Source organism: Pseudonocardia sp. McavD-2-B, from assembly GCF_024124365.1.
In the GTDB taxonomy this organism is placed as follows: domain Bacteria; phylum Actinomycetota; class Actinomycetes; order Mycobacteriales; family Pseudonocardiaceae; genus Pseudonocardia; species Pseudonocardia alni.
Window position 1 is genome coordinate 1 of sequence record NZ_JAMXSG010000004.1, and the last position, 16,442, is coordinate 16,442.

The following is a 16,442-nucleotide window of genomic DNA, read 5'->3' on the forward strand; positions in this document are numbered from 1 at the left end:
CGTCCCGGCCGCGAAGCCGGGCACCGGCACGGCGGGCCCGACGAGCGCCGCGTCCCCGGTGAGGTCCTCGGCGACGCGGTCGAGCGCCGTCGCGGCGACGTCGAGACCGTCCGGGTCGGAGTGCGCCGTCCCGTCCGACGACGGGCGCGGTCCGGGGCGGGGCCCGCCACTCGTCCACGGCGTCCCCGGTCGGTCTCGGTCGTGCACCGCGGCACCTCCGTCGTCGGTGGCGGGCCCGCCCGGCCCACCCGCGTCGGGAGGAGTGTGCGCGCCGCGCGCCGCCGGCACGGGCGTTCCGGGGAAACCGGCACGGGCCCGCGATCATGACCGGTCGCCGTGAGACCATCTGCGCCGGTCGGGAGCAGCGGGCCGGGTCCCGAGCGGCGCCCGGTCGGGGAGAGGAGCGTCGTGGTCGGCGTCCAGCGGGTGATGACGGTGTCCACCCCTGCGGAGACGGTGCTCGGTTACCTGGCCGACCACGGGCACAGCGAGATCTGGGACCCCACCGTGCGCTCCAGCACCCGCTCCGACGGCGGCGGCCCGGTCGCGGTCGGCGCCGCCTGGCACACGGTGTCGGTGTGGGGCGGACGGGAGAGCGAGCTCGACCACACGCTGCGGGAGCTGACGGCCGGTCGGGTCGTGTTCGTCGGGGAGAACCCGACGGTCACCGCGACCGAGGAGATCGTCGTCGAGCCGGCCGAGGGTGGGGGGAGCGTCGTGAGCTTCCACGCCCGGGTACGGCTCAAGGGTCTGCTGAAGCTGGCGGCGCCGTTCCTGCGGCGCGAGTTCGAGCGGCACGGCGACGAGCTGGAGCGCACCCTGCCGCCGGTGCTGGAACGCCTGCAGGGGCCCGCGCCGGCCCCGCCGCCGTAGGCCCGCGGCTCAGCGGTCGCGCCAGAACCCCATGCGACGGCTGATCTCACGCCCCGCGGCGACGACCTCCGGGGTGATCCGCTCGATCCGCTCGGCGGAGAGCCGGTAGGCGGGCCCGGACACGGAGAGCGCGGCCACCACCGCACCGCCGTGGTCCACCACCGGCGCGGCGACGGCGTTGAGGCCGGTCTCCAGCTCCTCCAGCGACCACGCGTACCCGTGGCGGCGGACCCGGCGCAGCTCCTCCACGAGCGTGTCGCGGCCCTGCTCCGGCACGGTGTCCGGCATCGTTCCCGGGTCGTCGAGGACGACCGAGGCGAGCAGCACCTTGCCGCTGGAGGTGTTGTGCATCGGGGTGATCCGGCCGAGCCAGTTGAACGTGGTGACCATCGACGGGCCGCGGGCCTGGTCGACGTTGACCGCCCACCCGCGGTCGGGGATGGCGATGTTGACGGTCTCGCCGAGCCGCTCCGCGAGCGTCTCGCAGACCGGGTGGCCCTGGGTGGTGACCTCCAGGCGCTCGGCGACACGGCCGGCGAGCGGGATAAGCCCGAACCCGAGGCGGTACTTGCCGCGGTCGGCGATCTGCTCGACCAGGCCGCGCTCCTCCAGCGCCCCGAGCAGCCGGAAGGCGGTCGACTTGTGGACGTCGAGCGAGGCCGCGAGCTCGCTGACCCCCGCCTCGCTGCGGTCGGCCAGCAGGGTCAGCAGGGTGATGGCCCGGTCGACCGACTGCACCCCGGGCTCCCGTCCGCGCACCGTGTTGCTCATTGCGCAACTGTAACCCGGCATTCCGTACGTTGCCACGTGGGGCGGCTGGAAGGCGTGACCGTGTCCCTGCACACGGGTGTCCGGCCCGGGTTTGCACACCGACCGGTTCCCGGTGAAAGCTCGCGCCGTGCCGAGCCTCTACATCGACGGAAGCTGGACCACCGGGTCCGCCGGGACCGCCCCGGTGATCAACCCCTACGACGCCTCGACGGTCACCGAGGTCGACCAGGCCGGACCCGACGACGTCGACCGTGCCGTCGCCGCCGCGCGCCGTGCCTTCGACGACGGACCGTGGCAGCGGACCACGACCGGCGAGCGCGGTGCGCTCCTCGGGCGGATCGCCGACCTGCTGGTGCGGGACCGGGAGAAGATCGCCCGGCTGGAGACCCTCGACACCGGCAAGACGATCGCGGAGGGCCGCCAGGACGTCGACGACGTCACCGCCGTCTTCCGCTACTACGCCGGGCTCGCCGACAAGGACGCCGGCCGCATCGTCGACACCGGCAACCCGGCCGTGGTGTCGCGGATCGTGCACGAGCCGGTCGGCGTCTGCGCGCTGATCACCCCGTGGAACTATCCGCTGCTGCAGCTGTCCTGGAAGGTCGCCCCGGCGATCGCCGCCGGCAACACGATGGTGATCAAGCCCAGCGAGGTCACCCCGCTGACCTCGATCGTGCTGGTGGAGCTGTGCGAGGAGGTCGGGATCCCGGCCGGCGTGGTGAACATCGTGCTCGGCGACGGGCCGTCGGTCGGCGCCCCGCTGACCGAGCACCCGGACGTGGACATGGTCAGCTTCACCGGCGGCCTGTCCACCGGCCAGAAGATCATCCGGGCGTCGGCCGAGACGGTGAAGCGCACCGCCGTCGAGCTGGGCGGGAAGAACCCGAACATCGTCTTCGCCGACACCGATTTCGAGCTCGCCGTCGACTACGTGATGCTCGCGGTGTTCCTGCACTCCGGCCAGGTCTGCTCCGCGGGGGCCCGGCTGATCATCGAGGACTCGGTCGCCGACGCCGTCGTGGACGAGGTGGTGCGCCGCGCGCAGCGGATCCGGCTCGGCAACGGTCTCACCGAGGGCGTCGAGGTCGGCCCGCTGGTCTCCGCCGCGCACCTGGCCAAGATCGAGGACTTCGTCGCGGCCGCCCGCGCCGAGGGCGCCACGATCCGCTGCGGCGGCGCCCGCCCGGACGACCCGGAGCTCGGGAAGGGCTACTTCTACCTGCCGACGGTGATCACCGACCTGGCGCCGGACTCGCGGCTGATCCGCGAGGAGACCTTCGGCCCGCTGCTGACCGTCGAGCGGTTCACCACCGAGGAGGAGGCCGTCCGCCTGGGCAACGACACCGAGTACGGCCTGGCCGGTGCGGTGTTCACCGCCGACATGGGCCGCGCCCACCGGGTCGCGTCCGCGCTGCGCCACGGCACCGTCTGGATCAACGACTTCCACCCGTACTTCCCGGGCGCGGAGTGGGGCGGCATGGGCCGGTCCGGCAACGGCCGCGAGCTGGGCCCGACCGGGCTGGCCGAGTACCAGGAGATCAAGCACGTGTGGACCAACACCGATCCGCAGCCCCAGGGATGGTTCTCGGGCCGCTGAGGCCGCCATGATGACGCGACGCAACGGCCCAGGAGGTCCACGATGACCGTTCCCGAACCGACCCGGCGGGACCGCTCCCCGGGCGCCGACGGCGACGGGGGAGGACTCGCCGAGTTCGGCTACAGCCAGACCCTCGACCGCAGTATCGGCAAGTTCGCCAGCTTCGCGGCCGGGATCAGCTACATCTCGATCCTGACCGGCACGTTCCAGCTGTTCTACTTCGGCTTCGGCACCGGCGGCGCGGCCTACTGGTGGTCCTGGCCGATGGTGTTCGCCGGCCAGTTCATGGTGGCGCTGTCCTTCGCCGAGCTGGCCGGGCGCTACCCGGTCGCCGGGTCGGTCTACAACTGGTCCAAGCAGCTGGCCGGGCCGACCGTGTCCTGGCTGGCCGGCTGGATGATGTTCACCGCCTCGGTGGTGTCGCTGGCGGCGGTCGCGCTGGCCGCGCAGCTGACGTTCCCGCAGATCTGGTCGGGTTTCCAGCTCGTCGGCGACGCCTCCGACGCGGGCGACGCCGCCGTCAACGGCGTGCTGCTCGGCGCGATCCTGATCGTGCTCACCACGGTGATCAACGCGGTCGGGGTGAAGCTGATGGCGCGGATCAACTCCACCGGGGTGTTCATCGAGCTGATCGCCGCCGTCGTCATCGTCGTGGCGCTGCTGCTGAGCATCCGCAACCCCGTCTCGGTGCTGTTCGAGACCCCGGCGCCGGCGGCGGGCGGCGGCGGCTACTTCGGCACGTTCCTGGTCGCGGCGCTCGCCTCGGCCTACGTGATGTACGGCTTCGACACCGCCAGCTCGCTCGGCGAGGAGACGGTCGACCCGCGGCGCACCGCCCCGGCGGCGATCCTGCGCGCGGTCGTCGCGTCGTTCGTGCTCGGCGGGCTCATCCTGCTCGGGATCATCCTGGCCGCACCGGACCTGGCCGACCCGCGCCTGGGCAGCAAGGACGGCGGCGGGCAGCTCGTGCTGCTGGAGGTCGCCGGCGGCACCATCGGCCGGGTCTTCCTGATCACCATCAGCATCGCGGTGATCGTCTGCCTGCTCGCGGTGCACACCGCGGCGATCCGGCTGATGTTCGCGATGGCCCGCGACAACGCACTGCCCGCCGGCTCCGTGCTGGCGCGGATCGACCCGAGGCACAAGACGCCGGTGGTGCCGGCGATCGTCGTCGGGGTGGTCGCGATCCTGATCCTGGTCGCGAACATCGGCGTGCCCGAGGTCTTCACCGCGGTCACCAGCGTGGCGATCATCATGATCTACATCGCGTACCTGCTGGTCACGGTGCCGATGCTGGTGCGGCGGCTGCGCGGGCAGTGGCCGGAGGAGGGCCAGAAGGGGTACTTCTCGCTGGGGCGTCTCGGCCTGCCGGTGAACGTGCTCGCGGTGCTGTGGGGCGCGGCGATGGCGATCAACCTGGCCTGGCCGCGCGAAGAGGTCTACGGCACCGGGTGGCTGCGGTTCATCGCGTTCCTGTTCATCGGGGTCGTGGCGCTGGCCGGGCTGGCGTGGTTCCGGCTGCGCGGCCGCCACGGGCTGGGCTGTCTGCCCGAGCACCGGGCGAAGGAGATCGAGCAGGGCATGGGGGAGACGGCGTGACCGACCGGTTCGACTACATCGTGGTGGGTGGCGGCTCGGCGGGCTGCGCGCTCGCCGCGCGGCTCTCGGAGGACCCCGCGGCGCGGGTGCTGCTGCTGGAGGCGGGCCCGTCCGACGTCGGCGACCCGAACATCCTGCGGCTCACCGAGTGGATGGCGCTGCTCGACTCCGGCTACGACTGGGACTACCCGGTCGAGCCGCAGGAGCGCGGCAACTCCCACATGCGCCACGCCCGCGCGAAGGTGCTCGGCGGCTGCGGCTCGCACAACTCCTGCATCGCCTTCTGGACCCCGCGCGAGGACCTCGACGAGTGGGCCGCGTCCGGCCTGACCGGCTGGTCCGCCGACGAGTGCTGGCCGCTGATCCGGCGCCTGGAGACCAACGACGGCGACTGGGACGGCCACGGCCGCTCCGGCCCGGTCAACCTCATGCAGATCCCCGCGAAGGACCCCTGCGGCGACGCCGTGCTGGCCGCCGCCGCGCAGGTCGGCATGCCGACGGTGCGGTTCAACGAGGGCCACACCGTCACCGACGGCGCCGGGTACTTCCAGATCAACTCCTTCCCCGACGGCACCCGCGCCTCGGCGTCGGTGTCCTACCTGCACCCGATCCTGGGCTCGCGCCCGAACCTGGAGGTGCGCACCGACTGCTGGGCCTCGCAGGTGCTGTTCGACGGCACCCGCGCCACCGGCGTCGAGTACCAGCGGGGCATCGGTCCGGGCCGCGAGACCGCGCACGCCGAGCGCGAGGTGATCCTCTCCGCGGGGGCGATCGACACCCCGAAGCTGCTGATGCTCTCGGGCATCGGCCCGGGGGAGCACCTGCGCGAGTTCGGCATCGAGGTCCGCTCGGACCTGCCCGGCGTCGGCTCGAACCTCGACGACCACGTCGAGGGCCTGGTCTTCTGGGACGCGGCGAAGCCGATGGTCACCGAGTCGACGCAGTGGTGGGAGATCGGGCTGTTCGCTCGTACCGACCCGGCCCTGGACCGGCCGGACCTGATGATGCACTACGGCTCGGTGCCGTTCGACATGAACACACTGCGGTGGGGCTACCCGACCACCGACAACGGGTTCTGCCTCACCCCGAACGTCACCCGTGGCCGGTCCCGGGGGACCGTGCGGCTGCGCACCCGCGACTTCCGGGACCGGGCCCGGGTCGACCCGCGCTACTTCACCGACCCCGAGGGCCACGACATGCGGGTGATGACCGCGGGCATCCGGCTGGCCCGCCGCATCGCCGAGCAGCCGGAGCTGAAGGAGTGGATCGCCGCCGAGCTGGCGCCGGGCCCGGACGCCGTGACCGACGACGAGCTCGCCGACTACATCGGCAAGACCCACAACACCGTCTACCACCCGGCGTGCACGGCGCGGATGGGCACCGACGACGACCCGGGCGCCGTCCTGGACCCGCAGCTGCGGGTCCGCGGGGTGCAGGGCCTGCGGGTCGCCGACGCGTCGGCGATGCCGTTCCTGCCGGCGATCAACCCGAACATCACCACGATGATGATCGGGGAGAAGTGCTCGGACCTGGTGCGGGCCGCGCACGCCGGCTGACCCGGACCGGACCGGCTCAGCCGGGAACGGCCGCCAGGAGCCGGTCGACGAGGTCGTCGACCGGCACGTCGTCGGCGGAGTTGTCCAGCGTCACGTGCGTCGCGCCGGTCCAGTGGACGAGGTCACGCTCGAGCCCGCCACGGGCTGACCGCTCAGCCCTCGCCGACGACCTCCACCGTCGCGTGCAGCGGGGTGTCGGACACGGAGAACCCGAGGTGCAGGTCGTAGGTCCCCGGCTCGGTCGCCCACGTCCCGCCCGCACGGTGGCGGAACGCGCGCCGTGACACCGCCACGGTGGCCGTCGTCGTGCCGGGGGCGGCGTCGACGACCGCCCAGCCGACCAGCCAGCGGGCGGGCCGCTCGACGTCGGAGCCGGGCCGGGACAGGTAGGCCTGCACGACCTGGCGGCCCGCCCGGTCGCCGGTGTTGGTCAGGCTGACCGTCACCGCGACGCCGTCGGCCGACCAGGGCCCGGCGACGGCGTCGTCGAGGGTCCAGGTGGTGTAGCCGAGCCCGTGCCCGAACGGGTAGGCCGGCGTCTCGCCGTGGCGCAGCCAGTTGCGGTGCCCGACGTGCACGCCCTCGTCGTAGCGCAGGACGCCGCCGGTCGGGCGCCCGGAGAGCACCGAGCGCTCCTCGCCGGTGGCGGGCCAGGTGGTCGGCAGCCGCCCGCCCGGCTCGGCGTGCCCGAGCAGCACGTCGGCGACGGCGTCGCCGAAGCGCTCGCCGCCGAACCAGCCGAGCAGCACCGCGGCCACCTCGTCGCGCCAGGGCAGCAGCACCGGGGCACCGGAGTTGACCACCACCACGGTGCGCGGGTTGGCCGCGGCGACGGCCCGGACCAGGTCGTCCTGGTGGCCGGGCAGCGCCAGCGAGGTGCGGTCGAAGCCCTCGCTCTCGATCCGGTCGCTGGTCCCGACCACGACGACGGCGACGTCGCAGGCCGCCGCCAGCGCGGCCGCCGCGGCCACCTCGGCCTGCGGGTCGGCGACGACGGTCTCGGTCCCGACGGTGAGCGCGAACAGCGCCATGCCGGCCTCGCCGCCGGACGGGCGGAACCGGAACACCAGGTCGACCGGTCCGTCGGTGCCGACCTCCCCGGTCACCGAGGGGGCCTCGAAGATGGCCGCGCCCGGACCCTCGTCGCCGGTCAGGACCGCCTCGGTGTCGAGCACCGCCGTTCCGTCGGCGTGCACCGTCACGTGCCCGACGGCGGCGGCCCCGACCCGGTGCGTCCCGGGCTCGGGTGCCCACCGCGCCGACACCTCGACGGTCTCGGCGCCGTCGGGGATCTCGGCGCCCATCCAGATCAGCGAGGCGCCGAGCCGGTGCTCGCTGCGCAGCGCGGAGCCGTCCGCGGCGCGGAACACCGCGCGCAGTCCGGGTTCCCCGGTGACCGGGTCGGTGACCGTGGCCGGGTCGAAGGGCTGCACGCCCTCGGCGACCTGCGCGCCCAGCCGGTACCGCACCCGGTCCTCGCCGAGCGCGGCGCGCAGCCCGTCCAGCGGCGCGACGACCGCGGCGGGTCGGACCGTGGCGCTCCCGCCGCCCTGGGTGCGGGCGAGCGCGGCGTTGTGCCCGAGCACCGCGACCGTGCCGAGCGACGAGGCGTCCCACGGCAGCTCGCCGGTGTTGCGCAGCAGGACGCTGCCCGCGACGGCGAGCCCGCGGGCCACGACGGCGCCGTCCTCGGCGGCCGGGACGGCGGGCGGCGTCGGTGCCACCTCCAGCGCGCCGACCCGGGCGGCCAGGCGCAGCAGCCTCCGCAGCTTGCCGTCGACGACGGACTCCTCGACCTCGCCGTCGCGCACCGCGGCGACCAGGCGCTCGCCCCAGGAGCCCACCGGGCCGGGCATCACCAGGTGCTGCTCGGCGCGCGCCGACGCGACCGTGGCGCGCACCGCGCCCCAGTCCGACATCACGAGCCCGTCGAAGCCCCACTCGCCGGTGAGCGGCTCGGCGAGCAGCGGGTTCTCGCTCATCGTCGCGCCGTTGACGGCGTTGTAGGCCGACATCACCGCCCACGCCCCGGCCCGGGTGACGGCCGGTTCGAACGCGGCCAGGTACAGCTCGTGCAGCGCCCGCTCGTCGACCGCGTTGTCCACGGTGAAGCGCTCGGACTCGGCGTCGTTGGCGACGTAGTGCTTCGGTGTCGCGGCGACCCCGTGCGCCTGCAGCCCCTCCACGTAGGCCGCGGCGAGCTCGCCGGTCAGCAGCGGGTCCTCCGACAGCGCCTCGAAGTGGCGGCCGCCGAAGGGGGTGCGGTGCAGGTTGATCGTCGGCCCGAGGACGACGTCGGCGTGCTGCCGGCGGGCCTCGGCGCCCAGGGCCGAGCCGTAGCGGCGGGCGAGATCCGGGTCCCAGGTCGCCCCCAGTGCCGTCGACGACGGCAGCGACAGCGACGGCGACCGCTCGTCGAAGCTCTCCCCGCGCACCCCGGACGGGCCGTCCGACAGCACCATCCGGCGCAGCCCGATCGCGGGCTCGGCCGGGGTGGACCAGAAGTCGGCCCCGGTCAGCAGCCGGACCTTCGCCTCCAGGTCGAGCCGGGCGATGAGTGTGGTGAGCAGGTCCTCGTCGACGGAAGGCATGGGGCCACCGTACCCGTGAAAACCTAGTGACACTCGGGATTCGTGGGTTAGCCTCGACCGGTGAGGACGGCACGCGGGCGCTACGCCAAGGGGCGGCAGCGGCGGGAGCAGATCCTGGACACGGCGCTGGAGGTGTTCGCGACCGGCGGGTTCCACGCGTCGTCGACGAAGGAGATCGCGCGCCGGGTCGGGGTCAGCGAGCCGACCCTGTTCCACTACTTCGGGTCCAAGCAGGCGCTGCTGGTCGCGGTGCTGCAGGCCCGCGACGAGCGCTCCGCCGCCGCGCGCGCCGAGCCCGGGAGCGGCCCCGAGGCGCTGCTGGAGACCGTGCGCGACAACGGGTCCGAGCCCGGTCTGGTCCGGCTGTACGCGGTCACCTCGGCCGAGGCGACCGATCCGGGTCACGCCGCCCACGACTGGTTCGCCCGGCGCTACGACCGGCTGCGGACCGCGCTCGCCGCGGAGCTGGAGCCCGGAGCGGGTCCGGGTGCGGACCCCGGTGCCGACCCCGGAGCCGGCGCGGCGCCCGCCGGGGAGCTCACCCCGGACCGGGTGGCCCGGCTGCTGCTGGCCGCGGCCGACGGGCTGCAGGTCCAGTGGCTGCTCGACCGCCCTCCCGGCGGCGCCCCGGTCGCCCCGGCCGACCCCGCCGACCCCGCCGACCCCGGCGGGTTCGACATGGCGGCCGACCTGCGTGCCCTCGTCGCGGCGCTCGTCCCGCCGCGGTGACGACGCCCGGGGGCGCTCAGCGGGTCCCGAGCGCGGCGGGCAGCTCCCGCGCCGCCTCCACCAGGCTCGGCCCGTACCAGGTCAGCAGCCGCCCGCTGACCAGCGCCGACGGCGCGTCGAACGCCTCGGGCCCGTCGTCGGCGGTGAACAGGTACGGCTCGTCGGGCAGCACGACGAGGTCGTGCTCCGGCAGCGCCGCGGGGTCGATCCGCGGGTAGCGCTCGGGGGAGCCGGCGAGTGCGTTGTCGATCCCGATCCGTTCCAGCACCGCGCCGGTGAAGGTGTCCGAGCCGACGGCCATCCACGGCCGCCGCCAGATCGGCACCACGGCGCGCCGCCGCGGCGACGCGGGCTCGACGTCGGCCCACAGCTCGCGGGCCTCGCGCAGCCAGCCGGGTTCGCCGAGCCCACAGGCGTCGAGCAGTCGGCCCAGCGAGGCGAGGCCGCCGTCGACGTCGCGGATGTCGGTGACGTAGACCGGCAGCCCCGCGGCGCGCAGCGCGTCCAGATCGGGGAGGCGGTTCTCCTCCTGGTTGGCGACGACCAGGTCCGGGGCCAGCGCGACGATCCGCTCGACGTCGGGGTTCTTCGTTCCCCGGATCCGTTCCGCGCCGAGGTCGCCGGGGTGGGTGCACCAGTCGGTCGCGCCGACGACGATGCCGGGCGCGGTCGCCTCCAGTGCCTCGGTCAGCGACGGCACGATCGACACGACCCGCCGCACGCTGCCCGGGACTCCGACCTCGCGGCCCTCGTCGTCGACCGGTGCCGCAGTCCGCGCAGTCATGGGGCCGACGGTATCCCGGGGCCGGGCCGGACGCGTCCCTGTCCGGCACCGCGGCCGTCCGCCGGGCCCGCCGACCCCGGTTCACCCGTGGTCGGCCAGCCACCGTGGCCCGTGCCGGACGACGAACGCCCGCAGGTCCCGCACCGGCGCCGTCGGCCGCGGGTCGGCCGCGTGCACCATCCCCAGCGTCCGCACGGTGTGCGGGCTGCGCACCGGCACCTGCACCACCCCCGGCACGTCCGGCCCGGCGGGGAGCAGCGCGACGCCCAGCCCGGCCCCGACCAGACCGCGCAGCGTCGCCGTCTCCCCGCCCTCGAACGCCCGGCGCGGGCGGAACCCGGCCTGCGCGCACCACGACTCCACCACCCCCTGCAGCCCGTAGCCGCGGGCGAACAGCAGGAACGGGTCGTCGGCGACCTCGGCGAGGTCCGCGGCACCAGCGCCCGCCAGCCGGTGCCCGGACGGCACCGCGAGGCGCAGCTCCTCCTCGGCCAGCGGGGTCGCGACCAGGCCCGGCTCGTCGGGCACGGGGGAGGTGAGGGCCAGGTCGACCCGGCCGTCACGGACCCGTTCCAGCAGTGCCGCGTGCGGCACCTGCACCAGCTCGATCCGCACCCGCGGGTGGTGCTCCCGGAACTCCCGCAGGATCCCCGGCACCGCGAAGGTGCCCATCGTCCCGAGGAAGCCGAGCGCGACCCGGCCGGTGACCGGGTCGGCGTCGCCCGCCAGCTCGGCGACGCCCGCACCGAGCTCGGCCAGCGCGGCCTCGGCCCGCGGCAGCAGCGTCCGCCCGGCCGCGGTCAGCGCCAGCCCGCGCCCGGACCGCCGGAACAGCGCGACGCCCAGTTCGCTCTCCAGCCGGGCGATCGCCCGCGACAGCGTGGGCTGCGGGACCCCGATCCGCTCCGCGGCGCGGGTGAGGTGACCGTCGCGCGCGACCGCGACGAAGCGGTGCAGCGCCGGTGCCAACGACTCATGCATCGATGCATGCTACGTCGACGACGCATGCATTGGACGCATCCGACGCCGACGCCTACGGTCGTGTGCGATGACAACGACCGAGCGCCCCCCGGCTCCGACCGCCACCCGGTCCGCCCCGCCCCACGAGCGCGGCACCCCCGGCTACCGGCGGCTCGGCATCGCCCTGTGGCTCTCGGGTCTGGCGACGTTCGTGCTGGTCTACAGCGTGCAGGGGCTGCTGCCGACGCTCTCGGCGGAGTTCGGCGTGCCCTCGTCGACGGCCAGCCTGGTCCTGTCGGCGACGACCGGCACCCTCGCCCTCGCCGTACTGCCGCTGTCCGCGCTCACCGAGTCCTGGGGCCGCGCGCGGGTCATGACCTGGGCGCTCGCGGCGTCGGCGGTCCTCGCACTGCTCGCCCCGCTGGCGCCCACCTTCGAGACCCTCGTCGTCGTCCGCGGGCTGCAGGGCATCGCCCTCGCGGCGCTGCCCGCCCTGTCGATGGCCCACCTCACCCACGAGGTCGCGCCGCGGCACCTCGGCGGCGCGGTCGGTCTGCTCATCGCCGGCAACACCCTCGGCGGGTTGTCCGGGCGGCTCGTCGCGTCCTGGGTCGCCGAGCTCGGCGGCTGGCGGGCCGGACTCGCCGCCGTCGGTGCGGTCTCGGTGCTCGCGACCGTCGCATTCCGGCTGCTCCTGCCGCCCGCGACGGCGCCCGCCCCGGCCCGCACGCGGCTGCGTGACCTCGGCGGACCGCTGCGCCGGCACCTCACCGACCGGGGCCTGCTCTGTCTGTTCGGGATGGCGTTCCTGCTGATGGGCGCGTTCGTGACCGTCTACAACTACCTCGGGTTCCGGCTGCTGGCCCCGCCGTTCTCGCTGCCCGGCACCCTGGTGGGGCTGGTGTTCCTCGGCTACCTCGCCGGCAGCTGGGCCTCCACCGGCGCGGGCAGGCTGGGGGACCGGTTCGGGCGCCGCCCGGTGCTGTGGGTGGCGACGCTGGTCGCGCTCGGCGGGATCTGGGTGACCCTGCCCGACCTGCTCCTCACCACCCTGGCCGGGCTGCTGCTGGTGACCGTCGGCTTCTTCGGCGCCCACTCGGTCGCCAGCTCCTGGGTGGGGCGGCGCTCGGCGATGCTGCCCGGTGCGGTGCCGGCCCAGGCGTCGTCGCTCTACCTGGTCGGCTACTACGCCGGGTCCAGCATCGGCGGCGCCGTCGGCGGGGTCGCCTACGACCACGCCGGCTGGGCGGGCGTCGTCGGCTACGTCAGCGCCCTGCTGGCCGGGGCGCTGGGGCTCGCCCTGGTCCTGCGGCGCACCCCGGCCCCGGCCTGAGCCCGGTTCAGAGCAGCAGGAGGGCCACGACCGCGCCGAGCAGCAGCAGCGCGGCCAGCACCAGCAGCAGCGCTCCGGCCCTGCGACGGCGGTCCGCGGCGGCACCGTCGTCGTGGTCGACCTCGGCCAGCGTGCTGTCCAGCGCGTGCGTCCCCGCCCCGTCCCCGGGTACCCCCGGCGCGGCCGGGACGGTGTCGTCACCGGCGGGTCGCTCCCGGGTGCCGACCGGCGGGGGAGCCGGGTCGCCGTGCACCGCGCGCAGCCGGGCGGCGAGTGCCGCGGCGTCGCGCGGGCGCCGGCCCGGGTCCTTGGCCAGGGACTGCAGGAGCACCTCCTCCAGCGCGGGTGGGACGCCCGGGCGCAGCGACGACGGCCGTGGCGGCGTCTCCCGCAGGTGCGCCACGACCACCGCGAGCGGGTCGGCGTCGGTGAACGGCGGCCGTCCGGTGAGCGCGGTGAACAGGCAGCAGGCCAGCGCGTACAGATCCGCACGGCCGTCGAGGTGCGCGGCGCCGCGGCCCTGCTCGGGGGCCAGGTAGAGCGGGGTGCCGATCACATGACCGGTCCGGGTGCGCCCGGCGCCGTCGCCGAGGCGCGCGATGCCGAAGTCGGTCACGACGACGGTCCCGTCCGGGCGCAGGATGATGTTGCCGGGGGTGACGTCGCGGTGCACCACCCCGGCCCGGTGCGCGGCGGCGAGCGCCTCGGACACGGCCGCCCCGATCCGGGTCACCTCCCGCGGCTCCAGCGGGCCGGTCCGCCCGATGCGCCGCGCGAGGGTCTCGCCCTCGACGTAGGACATGACGACCCAGGCCGTGTGACCGGTCGTGCCGGTGTCGTGCACGGTGACGACGCCGGGGTGGTCGATCGCGGCGGCGGCGCGGGCCTCGTCGCGCAGCCGGGCGACGTCGCCGTGGTCGCCCGCGCGCAGCAGCAGCTTGACCGCGACCGGGCGGTCCAGCTCCCGGTCGTGGGCCAGGTGCACCGTCGACATCCCGCCCCGGCCGAGCACGTGGCGCAGCTCGTAGCGCCCGCCCACCACGTCACCCGCGCCCGGCAGGCCGGACGGGATCTCGTCGGTGCGTTCCGGTCCGGCCGCGCCCGGCAGCTCGGCCGTCCCGCTCACGACGCCGGCAGCGTCCGCTGCGTGCTCTCCGGGTGCCCGGCGCCGATCAGCTCGTCGAACAGGTAGCCGTGGTCCAGCATCGCCCGGCGCAGCGACTCCGTGTCGGCGTCGTCCTCGGCGACGGCGACGGCGTGTGCCGCACGGTAGTGCCCGACCAGGTCGGGGTGGTCGACCGAGATCATCTCCTCGCGCTCGGAGAAGTGCTCGACCGGGTAGCCGCGGGTGCGCATCACCTGCTGCAGCAGCAGGTCGGTGTCGCGCAGCCCGGCCCGCGGGGTGCGGACGAAGGCGTTCTGCGCACCCGCGAAGTCCCCGGCGAACCGCTCGCGCTCGTCGGCGTCGAGGTCGCGCACGTCCAGCTCCCGGCGCCGGCTCAGCCGACGGCGCAGCTCGGTCTCGCCGCGGTCCTTCCCACCGGACTGCTCGACGACGTGGTCGTACTCCTGCCCGAAGTGCCGGCGCAGGGCGGCGGTCCTCCGGCGGCCGCGCACCCGGGACCCGACCACGAGGGCCAGGCCCAGCACGACCAGTACCACGACGGCGACGACGACCCACAGCATGACGTCCGGTGACATCGGTGATCCCCCTCCGGGACGAGACCCGTCCGAGCAGCATCCCGCCCCGCCGGCGATCACGCGCGGTGAACACGGGCAGGTCCCTCCGCATGGAGGAGTGACGCTCCGGAACGCGGGGCGCGCTGCTCCGTCCGCGTACGCAGGTGTGCGACACGCCGGGAGACGGTGCTCCGGGCAGGTGGAATCGTCTTCGGAACGGGAGGACATGTGTCCGTTTCGTCACCCGTGTGGAGCACACCCCCGCCGTCCGGCACGCTCCGCCGTCTGCCACGGTGGAGAAGCCCCCACCACCCCAGCAGCACCCCGGGAGGACCCCCGATGAAGAAGGCCGGTCGCAAGCTCTCCAAGGCCGCCGAGTCGTTCGTCGAGGCCATCGGCATCCTCGGCGGGTGGAACCGCGGGCGTCGCCGGAGCCGGCCCCGCCGCTGACGTCGGTGGGCGTTGCCACCGCCCGACTGTTTAGCTTGTGGTAAGCACATCATGTCCGGTTCCTCCGGGAAGACAGGTGTGCCCACCACGTGACCGACGCCGCCCACGACACCCACCGCCCGGCCGGGGACGGCTCCGCCGGGCCGCCCGGCGAGGACCCGCTGCCCCGGCGCGTGCCGGTCTTCGCCGTCGTCGGTCTGGCGCTGTTGATGTTCTCCCTCGACGGGACGTCGGTCGCCACCGCGCTGACGACGATCAGCGGCGACCTCGGCGCCGACCTGGCCTGGACCGGCTGGGTCGTGACCGTCGCCGCCGTCGGGCAGATCCTGGCGTTGCCACTGGGCGGCTGGCTGTCCGACCGCTTCGGCGGCCGGCGGATGTTCCTGGCCGGGGTCGCCGTGTTCACGGTGATGTCCGGGCTGAGCGCGCTCAGCCCCTCGATCGGCGTGCTCATCGCCTGCCGGCTGGTACAGGGCCTCGCCGGCGGCGTGATGCTGCCGGCCGCCAACGGGATCGTCGCGCACCAGTTCGGACGTGACCGGGACCGGGCACTCGCCCTGTTCACCAGCGTCTTCCCGATCGGCGCGATCCTCGGACCGCTGGTCGGCGGGCTGGTGCTCACCACCTGGACCTGGCACGGCATCTTCCTGGTGAACGTGCCGATCGGGATCCTGCTCGTCGCCGTCGGGCTGGCCCTGGTCGACGACCCTCCGCACCGGCGGACCGCGCGGATCGACGCCGTCGGGATCGCGCTGCTCGTCGTGACCCTGCTGGCCACGATGCTCACCATCACCCGGCTCGGCTCGCCGGGGTCGGGGCCCGGCTGGACCGCCCTGGCCGGGGTGGTCGCGCTGACGGCGGGTGCGGTGTTCGTCCGGCACGCCCGGCGGCGGCCCGACGCGGTCGTCCCGGTGCACCTGCTCGCCGGGCGCGGTCTGGGCATCATGAACGTCACCAACGTCGTCTTCGGCGCCGTGGTGATCGGGTTCTCGGCGACCCTGCCGCTCTACGCCCAGGTCCGCTACGACCTGCCCGCGTTCGTCGCCGGGGCGCTGCTGACCGGTCGCGCGATCGGCACCATCGTCACCTCGGCGGCCGCGGTCGCGCTGCTGCGCCGGCTGGGCTTCCGGCCGCTGCTGCTCGGGGGCCTGGTCGCCGTCGTCGCCGGGCTGGTGGTCACTGCGGTCGCGCCCCTGTTCGGCGGGCCCACGGTGTGGCTGCTCGCCGGCTCCACCCTGCTCGGCCTGGGCACGGGCCTGTCCGGGCCGGCCGCCAACAACGCCGGTATGCACCTGGTGCCCGACGAGGTCGCTGCGGTGTCCGGGCTGCGCATCATGTTCCGGCAGATGGGCGGCATCGCCGCGGTGTCGGTGCTGACCGCCGCCGTCACCGCCGCCGAGGACCCGGGCGTGGCCGCCGGGATCGCCTACGGGGTGCTGGCGGTGGCGCTCGCGGTGGTCGGCCTGGCGGCCGCGCGGATCCCGAACCGGCGCGGCCGCTGGTGAGGGAGGCGGGGCCG

14 protein-coding genes are annotated in these 16,442 nt (G+C 74.9%); 7 read left to right on the forward strand and 7 right to left on the reverse strand.

Translation table 11 applies throughout. From position 1 onward, the window contains the following. A partial coding sequence (locus NH602_RS01365) for a hypothetical protein (RefSeq protein WP_253066772.1) occupies window positions 1-207 on the reverse strand: 207 nt, incomplete at its 3' end. 201 nt (window positions 208-408) lie between these two features. Between NH602_RS01365 and NH602_RS01370 the strand changes: the two genes are divergently transcribed. Continuing rightward, window positions 409-873, forward strand: a complete 465-nt coding sequence (locus NH602_RS01370) for an SRPBCC family protein (protein WP_073574048.1) — start codon at window positions 409-411, stop codon at window positions 871-873. 9 nt (window positions 874-882) lie between these two features. On the opposite strand, the gene NH602_RS01375 is transcribed toward NH602_RS01370, so the two are convergent. Continuing rightward, window positions 883-1,644, reverse strand: coding sequence for an IclR family transcriptional regulator (locus NH602_RS01375; protein ID WP_179760537.1), 762 nt, complete (start codon window positions 1,642-1,644; stop codon window positions 883-885). A gap of 127 nt (window positions 1,645-1,771) precedes the next feature. Between NH602_RS01375 and NH602_RS01380 the strand changes: the two genes are divergently transcribed. The 3 genes from NH602_RS01380 to NH602_RS01390 are packed head-to-tail and all read left to right on the forward strand — an operon-like array spanning window position 1,772 to window position 6,396. Then, window positions 1,772-3,241, forward strand: a complete 1,470-nt coding sequence (locus tag NH602_RS01380) for an aldehyde dehydrogenase family protein (RefSeq protein ID WP_253066773.1) — start codon at window positions 1,772-1,774, stop codon at window positions 3,239-3,241. Between the two features lie 42 nt (window positions 3,242-3,283). Further along, the gene (locus NH602_RS01385) at window positions 3,284-4,840 is read left to right on the forward strand and encodes an APC family permease (protein WP_253066774.1); all 1,557 of its coding nucleotides are present in this window, start codon (window positions 3,284-3,286) and stop codon (window positions 4,838-4,840) included. Next, entirely contained in the window at window positions 4,837-6,396 is a 1,560-nt protein-coding gene (locus NH602_RS01390) for a GMC family oxidoreductase (protein WP_253066775.1), read from the forward strand. Before NH602_RS01385 ends, NH602_RS01390 begins: the two co-directional genes overlap by 4 nt. Window positions 6,397-6,548: 152 nt before the next feature. Here NH602_RS01390 and NH602_RS01395 read toward each other — a convergent pair whose 3' ends face one another. Beyond that, the gene (locus NH602_RS01395) at window positions 6,549-8,987 is read right to left on the reverse strand and encodes a glycoside hydrolase family 3 C-terminal domain-containing protein (protein WP_253066776.1); all 2,439 of its coding nucleotides are present in this window, start codon (window positions 8,985-8,987) and stop codon (window positions 6,549-6,551) included. 60 nt (window positions 8,988-9,047) lie between these two features. Here NH602_RS01395 and NH602_RS01400 point away from each other — a divergent pair, with 60 nt between their 5' ends. Beyond that, on the forward strand, window positions 9,048-9,716 hold the full coding sequence (locus NH602_RS01400) for a TetR/AcrR family transcriptional regulator (protein ID WP_253066777.1): 669 nt from the start codon (window positions 9,048-9,050) through the stop codon (window positions 9,714-9,716). 16 nt (window positions 9,717-9,732) lie between these two features. On the opposite strand, the gene NH602_RS01405 is transcribed toward NH602_RS01400, so the two are convergent. Together NH602_RS01405 and NH602_RS01410 are read right to left on the reverse strand one after the other, a co-directional pair. After that, window positions 9,733-10,500 carry a helical backbone metal receptor gene (locus NH602_RS01405; RefSeq protein WP_179760531.1) on the reverse strand — a complete coding sequence of 256 codons (768 nt, stop codon included), beginning with the start codon at window positions 10,498-10,500 and terminating at the stop codon, window positions 9,733-9,735. Between the two features lie 81 nt (window positions 10,501-10,581). Beyond that, window positions 10,582-11,481 carry a LysR substrate-binding domain-containing protein gene (locus NH602_RS01410; RefSeq protein ID WP_100880146.1) on the reverse strand — a complete coding sequence of 300 codons (900 nt, stop codon included), beginning with the start codon at window positions 11,479-11,481 and terminating at the stop codon, window positions 10,582-10,584. Window positions 11,482-11,548: 67 nt separating this feature from the next. Here NH602_RS01410 and NH602_RS01415 point away from each other — a divergent pair, with 67 nt between their 5' ends. After that, entirely contained in the window at window positions 11,549-12,793 is a 1,245-nt protein-coding gene (locus NH602_RS01415; protein ID WP_073574040.1) for an MFS transporter, read from the forward strand. A gap of 7 nt (window positions 12,794-12,800) precedes the next feature. Here NH602_RS01415 and NH602_RS01420 read toward each other — a convergent pair whose 3' ends face one another. Beyond that, entirely contained in the window at window positions 12,801-13,919 is a 1,119-nt protein-coding gene (locus NH602_RS01420; RefSeq protein ID WP_073574039.1) for a serine/threonine-protein kinase, read from the reverse strand. Further along, window positions 13,916-14,494, reverse strand: coding sequence for a hypothetical protein (locus NH602_RS01425; RefSeq protein WP_073574038.1), 579 nt, complete (start codon window positions 14,492-14,494; stop codon window positions 13,916-13,918). Before NH602_RS01425 ends, NH602_RS01420 begins: the two co-directional genes overlap by 4 nt. Window positions 14,495-15,012: 518 nt before the next feature. Here NH602_RS01425 and NH602_RS01430 point away from each other — a divergent pair. Continuing rightward, entirely contained in the window at window positions 15,013-16,428 is a 1,416-nt protein-coding gene (locus NH602_RS01430; protein ID WP_100880148.1) for an MFS transporter, read from the forward strand. The last annotated feature ends 14 nt before the right edge of the window (window positions 16,429-16,442 follow it).

Excerpts from the sequence above, each read along its gene's own strand:
- NH602_RS01375 (WP_179760537.1), bottom strand. The coding sequence starts at position 1,644 with ATGAGCAACACGGTGCGCGGACGGGAGCCCGGGGTGCAGTCGGTCGAC.
- NH602_RS01410 (WP_100880146.1), bottom strand. The coding sequence starts at position 11,481 with ATGCATGAGTCGTTGGCACCGGCGCTGCACCGCTTCGTCGCGGTCGCG.
- NH602_RS01425 (WP_073574038.1), bottom strand. The coding sequence starts at position 14,494 with ATGTCACCGGACGTCATGCTGTGGGTCGTCGTCGCCGTCGTGGTACTG.
- NH602_RS01385 (WP_253066774.1), top strand. The coding sequence starts at position 3,284 with ATGACCGTTCCCGAACCGACCCGGCGGGACCGCTCCCCGGGCGCCGAC.
- NH602_RS01415 (WP_073574040.1), top strand. The coding sequence starts at position 11,549 with ATGACAACGACCGAGCGCCCCCCGGCTCCGACCGCCACCCGGTCCGCC.
- NH602_RS01405 (WP_179760531.1), bottom strand. The coding sequence starts at position 10,500 with ATGACTGCGCGGACTGCGGCACCGGTCGACGACGAGGGCCGCGAGGTC.
- NH602_RS01395 (WP_253066776.1), bottom strand. The coding sequence starts at position 8,987 with ATGCCTTCCGTCGACGAGGACCTGCTCACCACACTCATCGCCCGGCTC.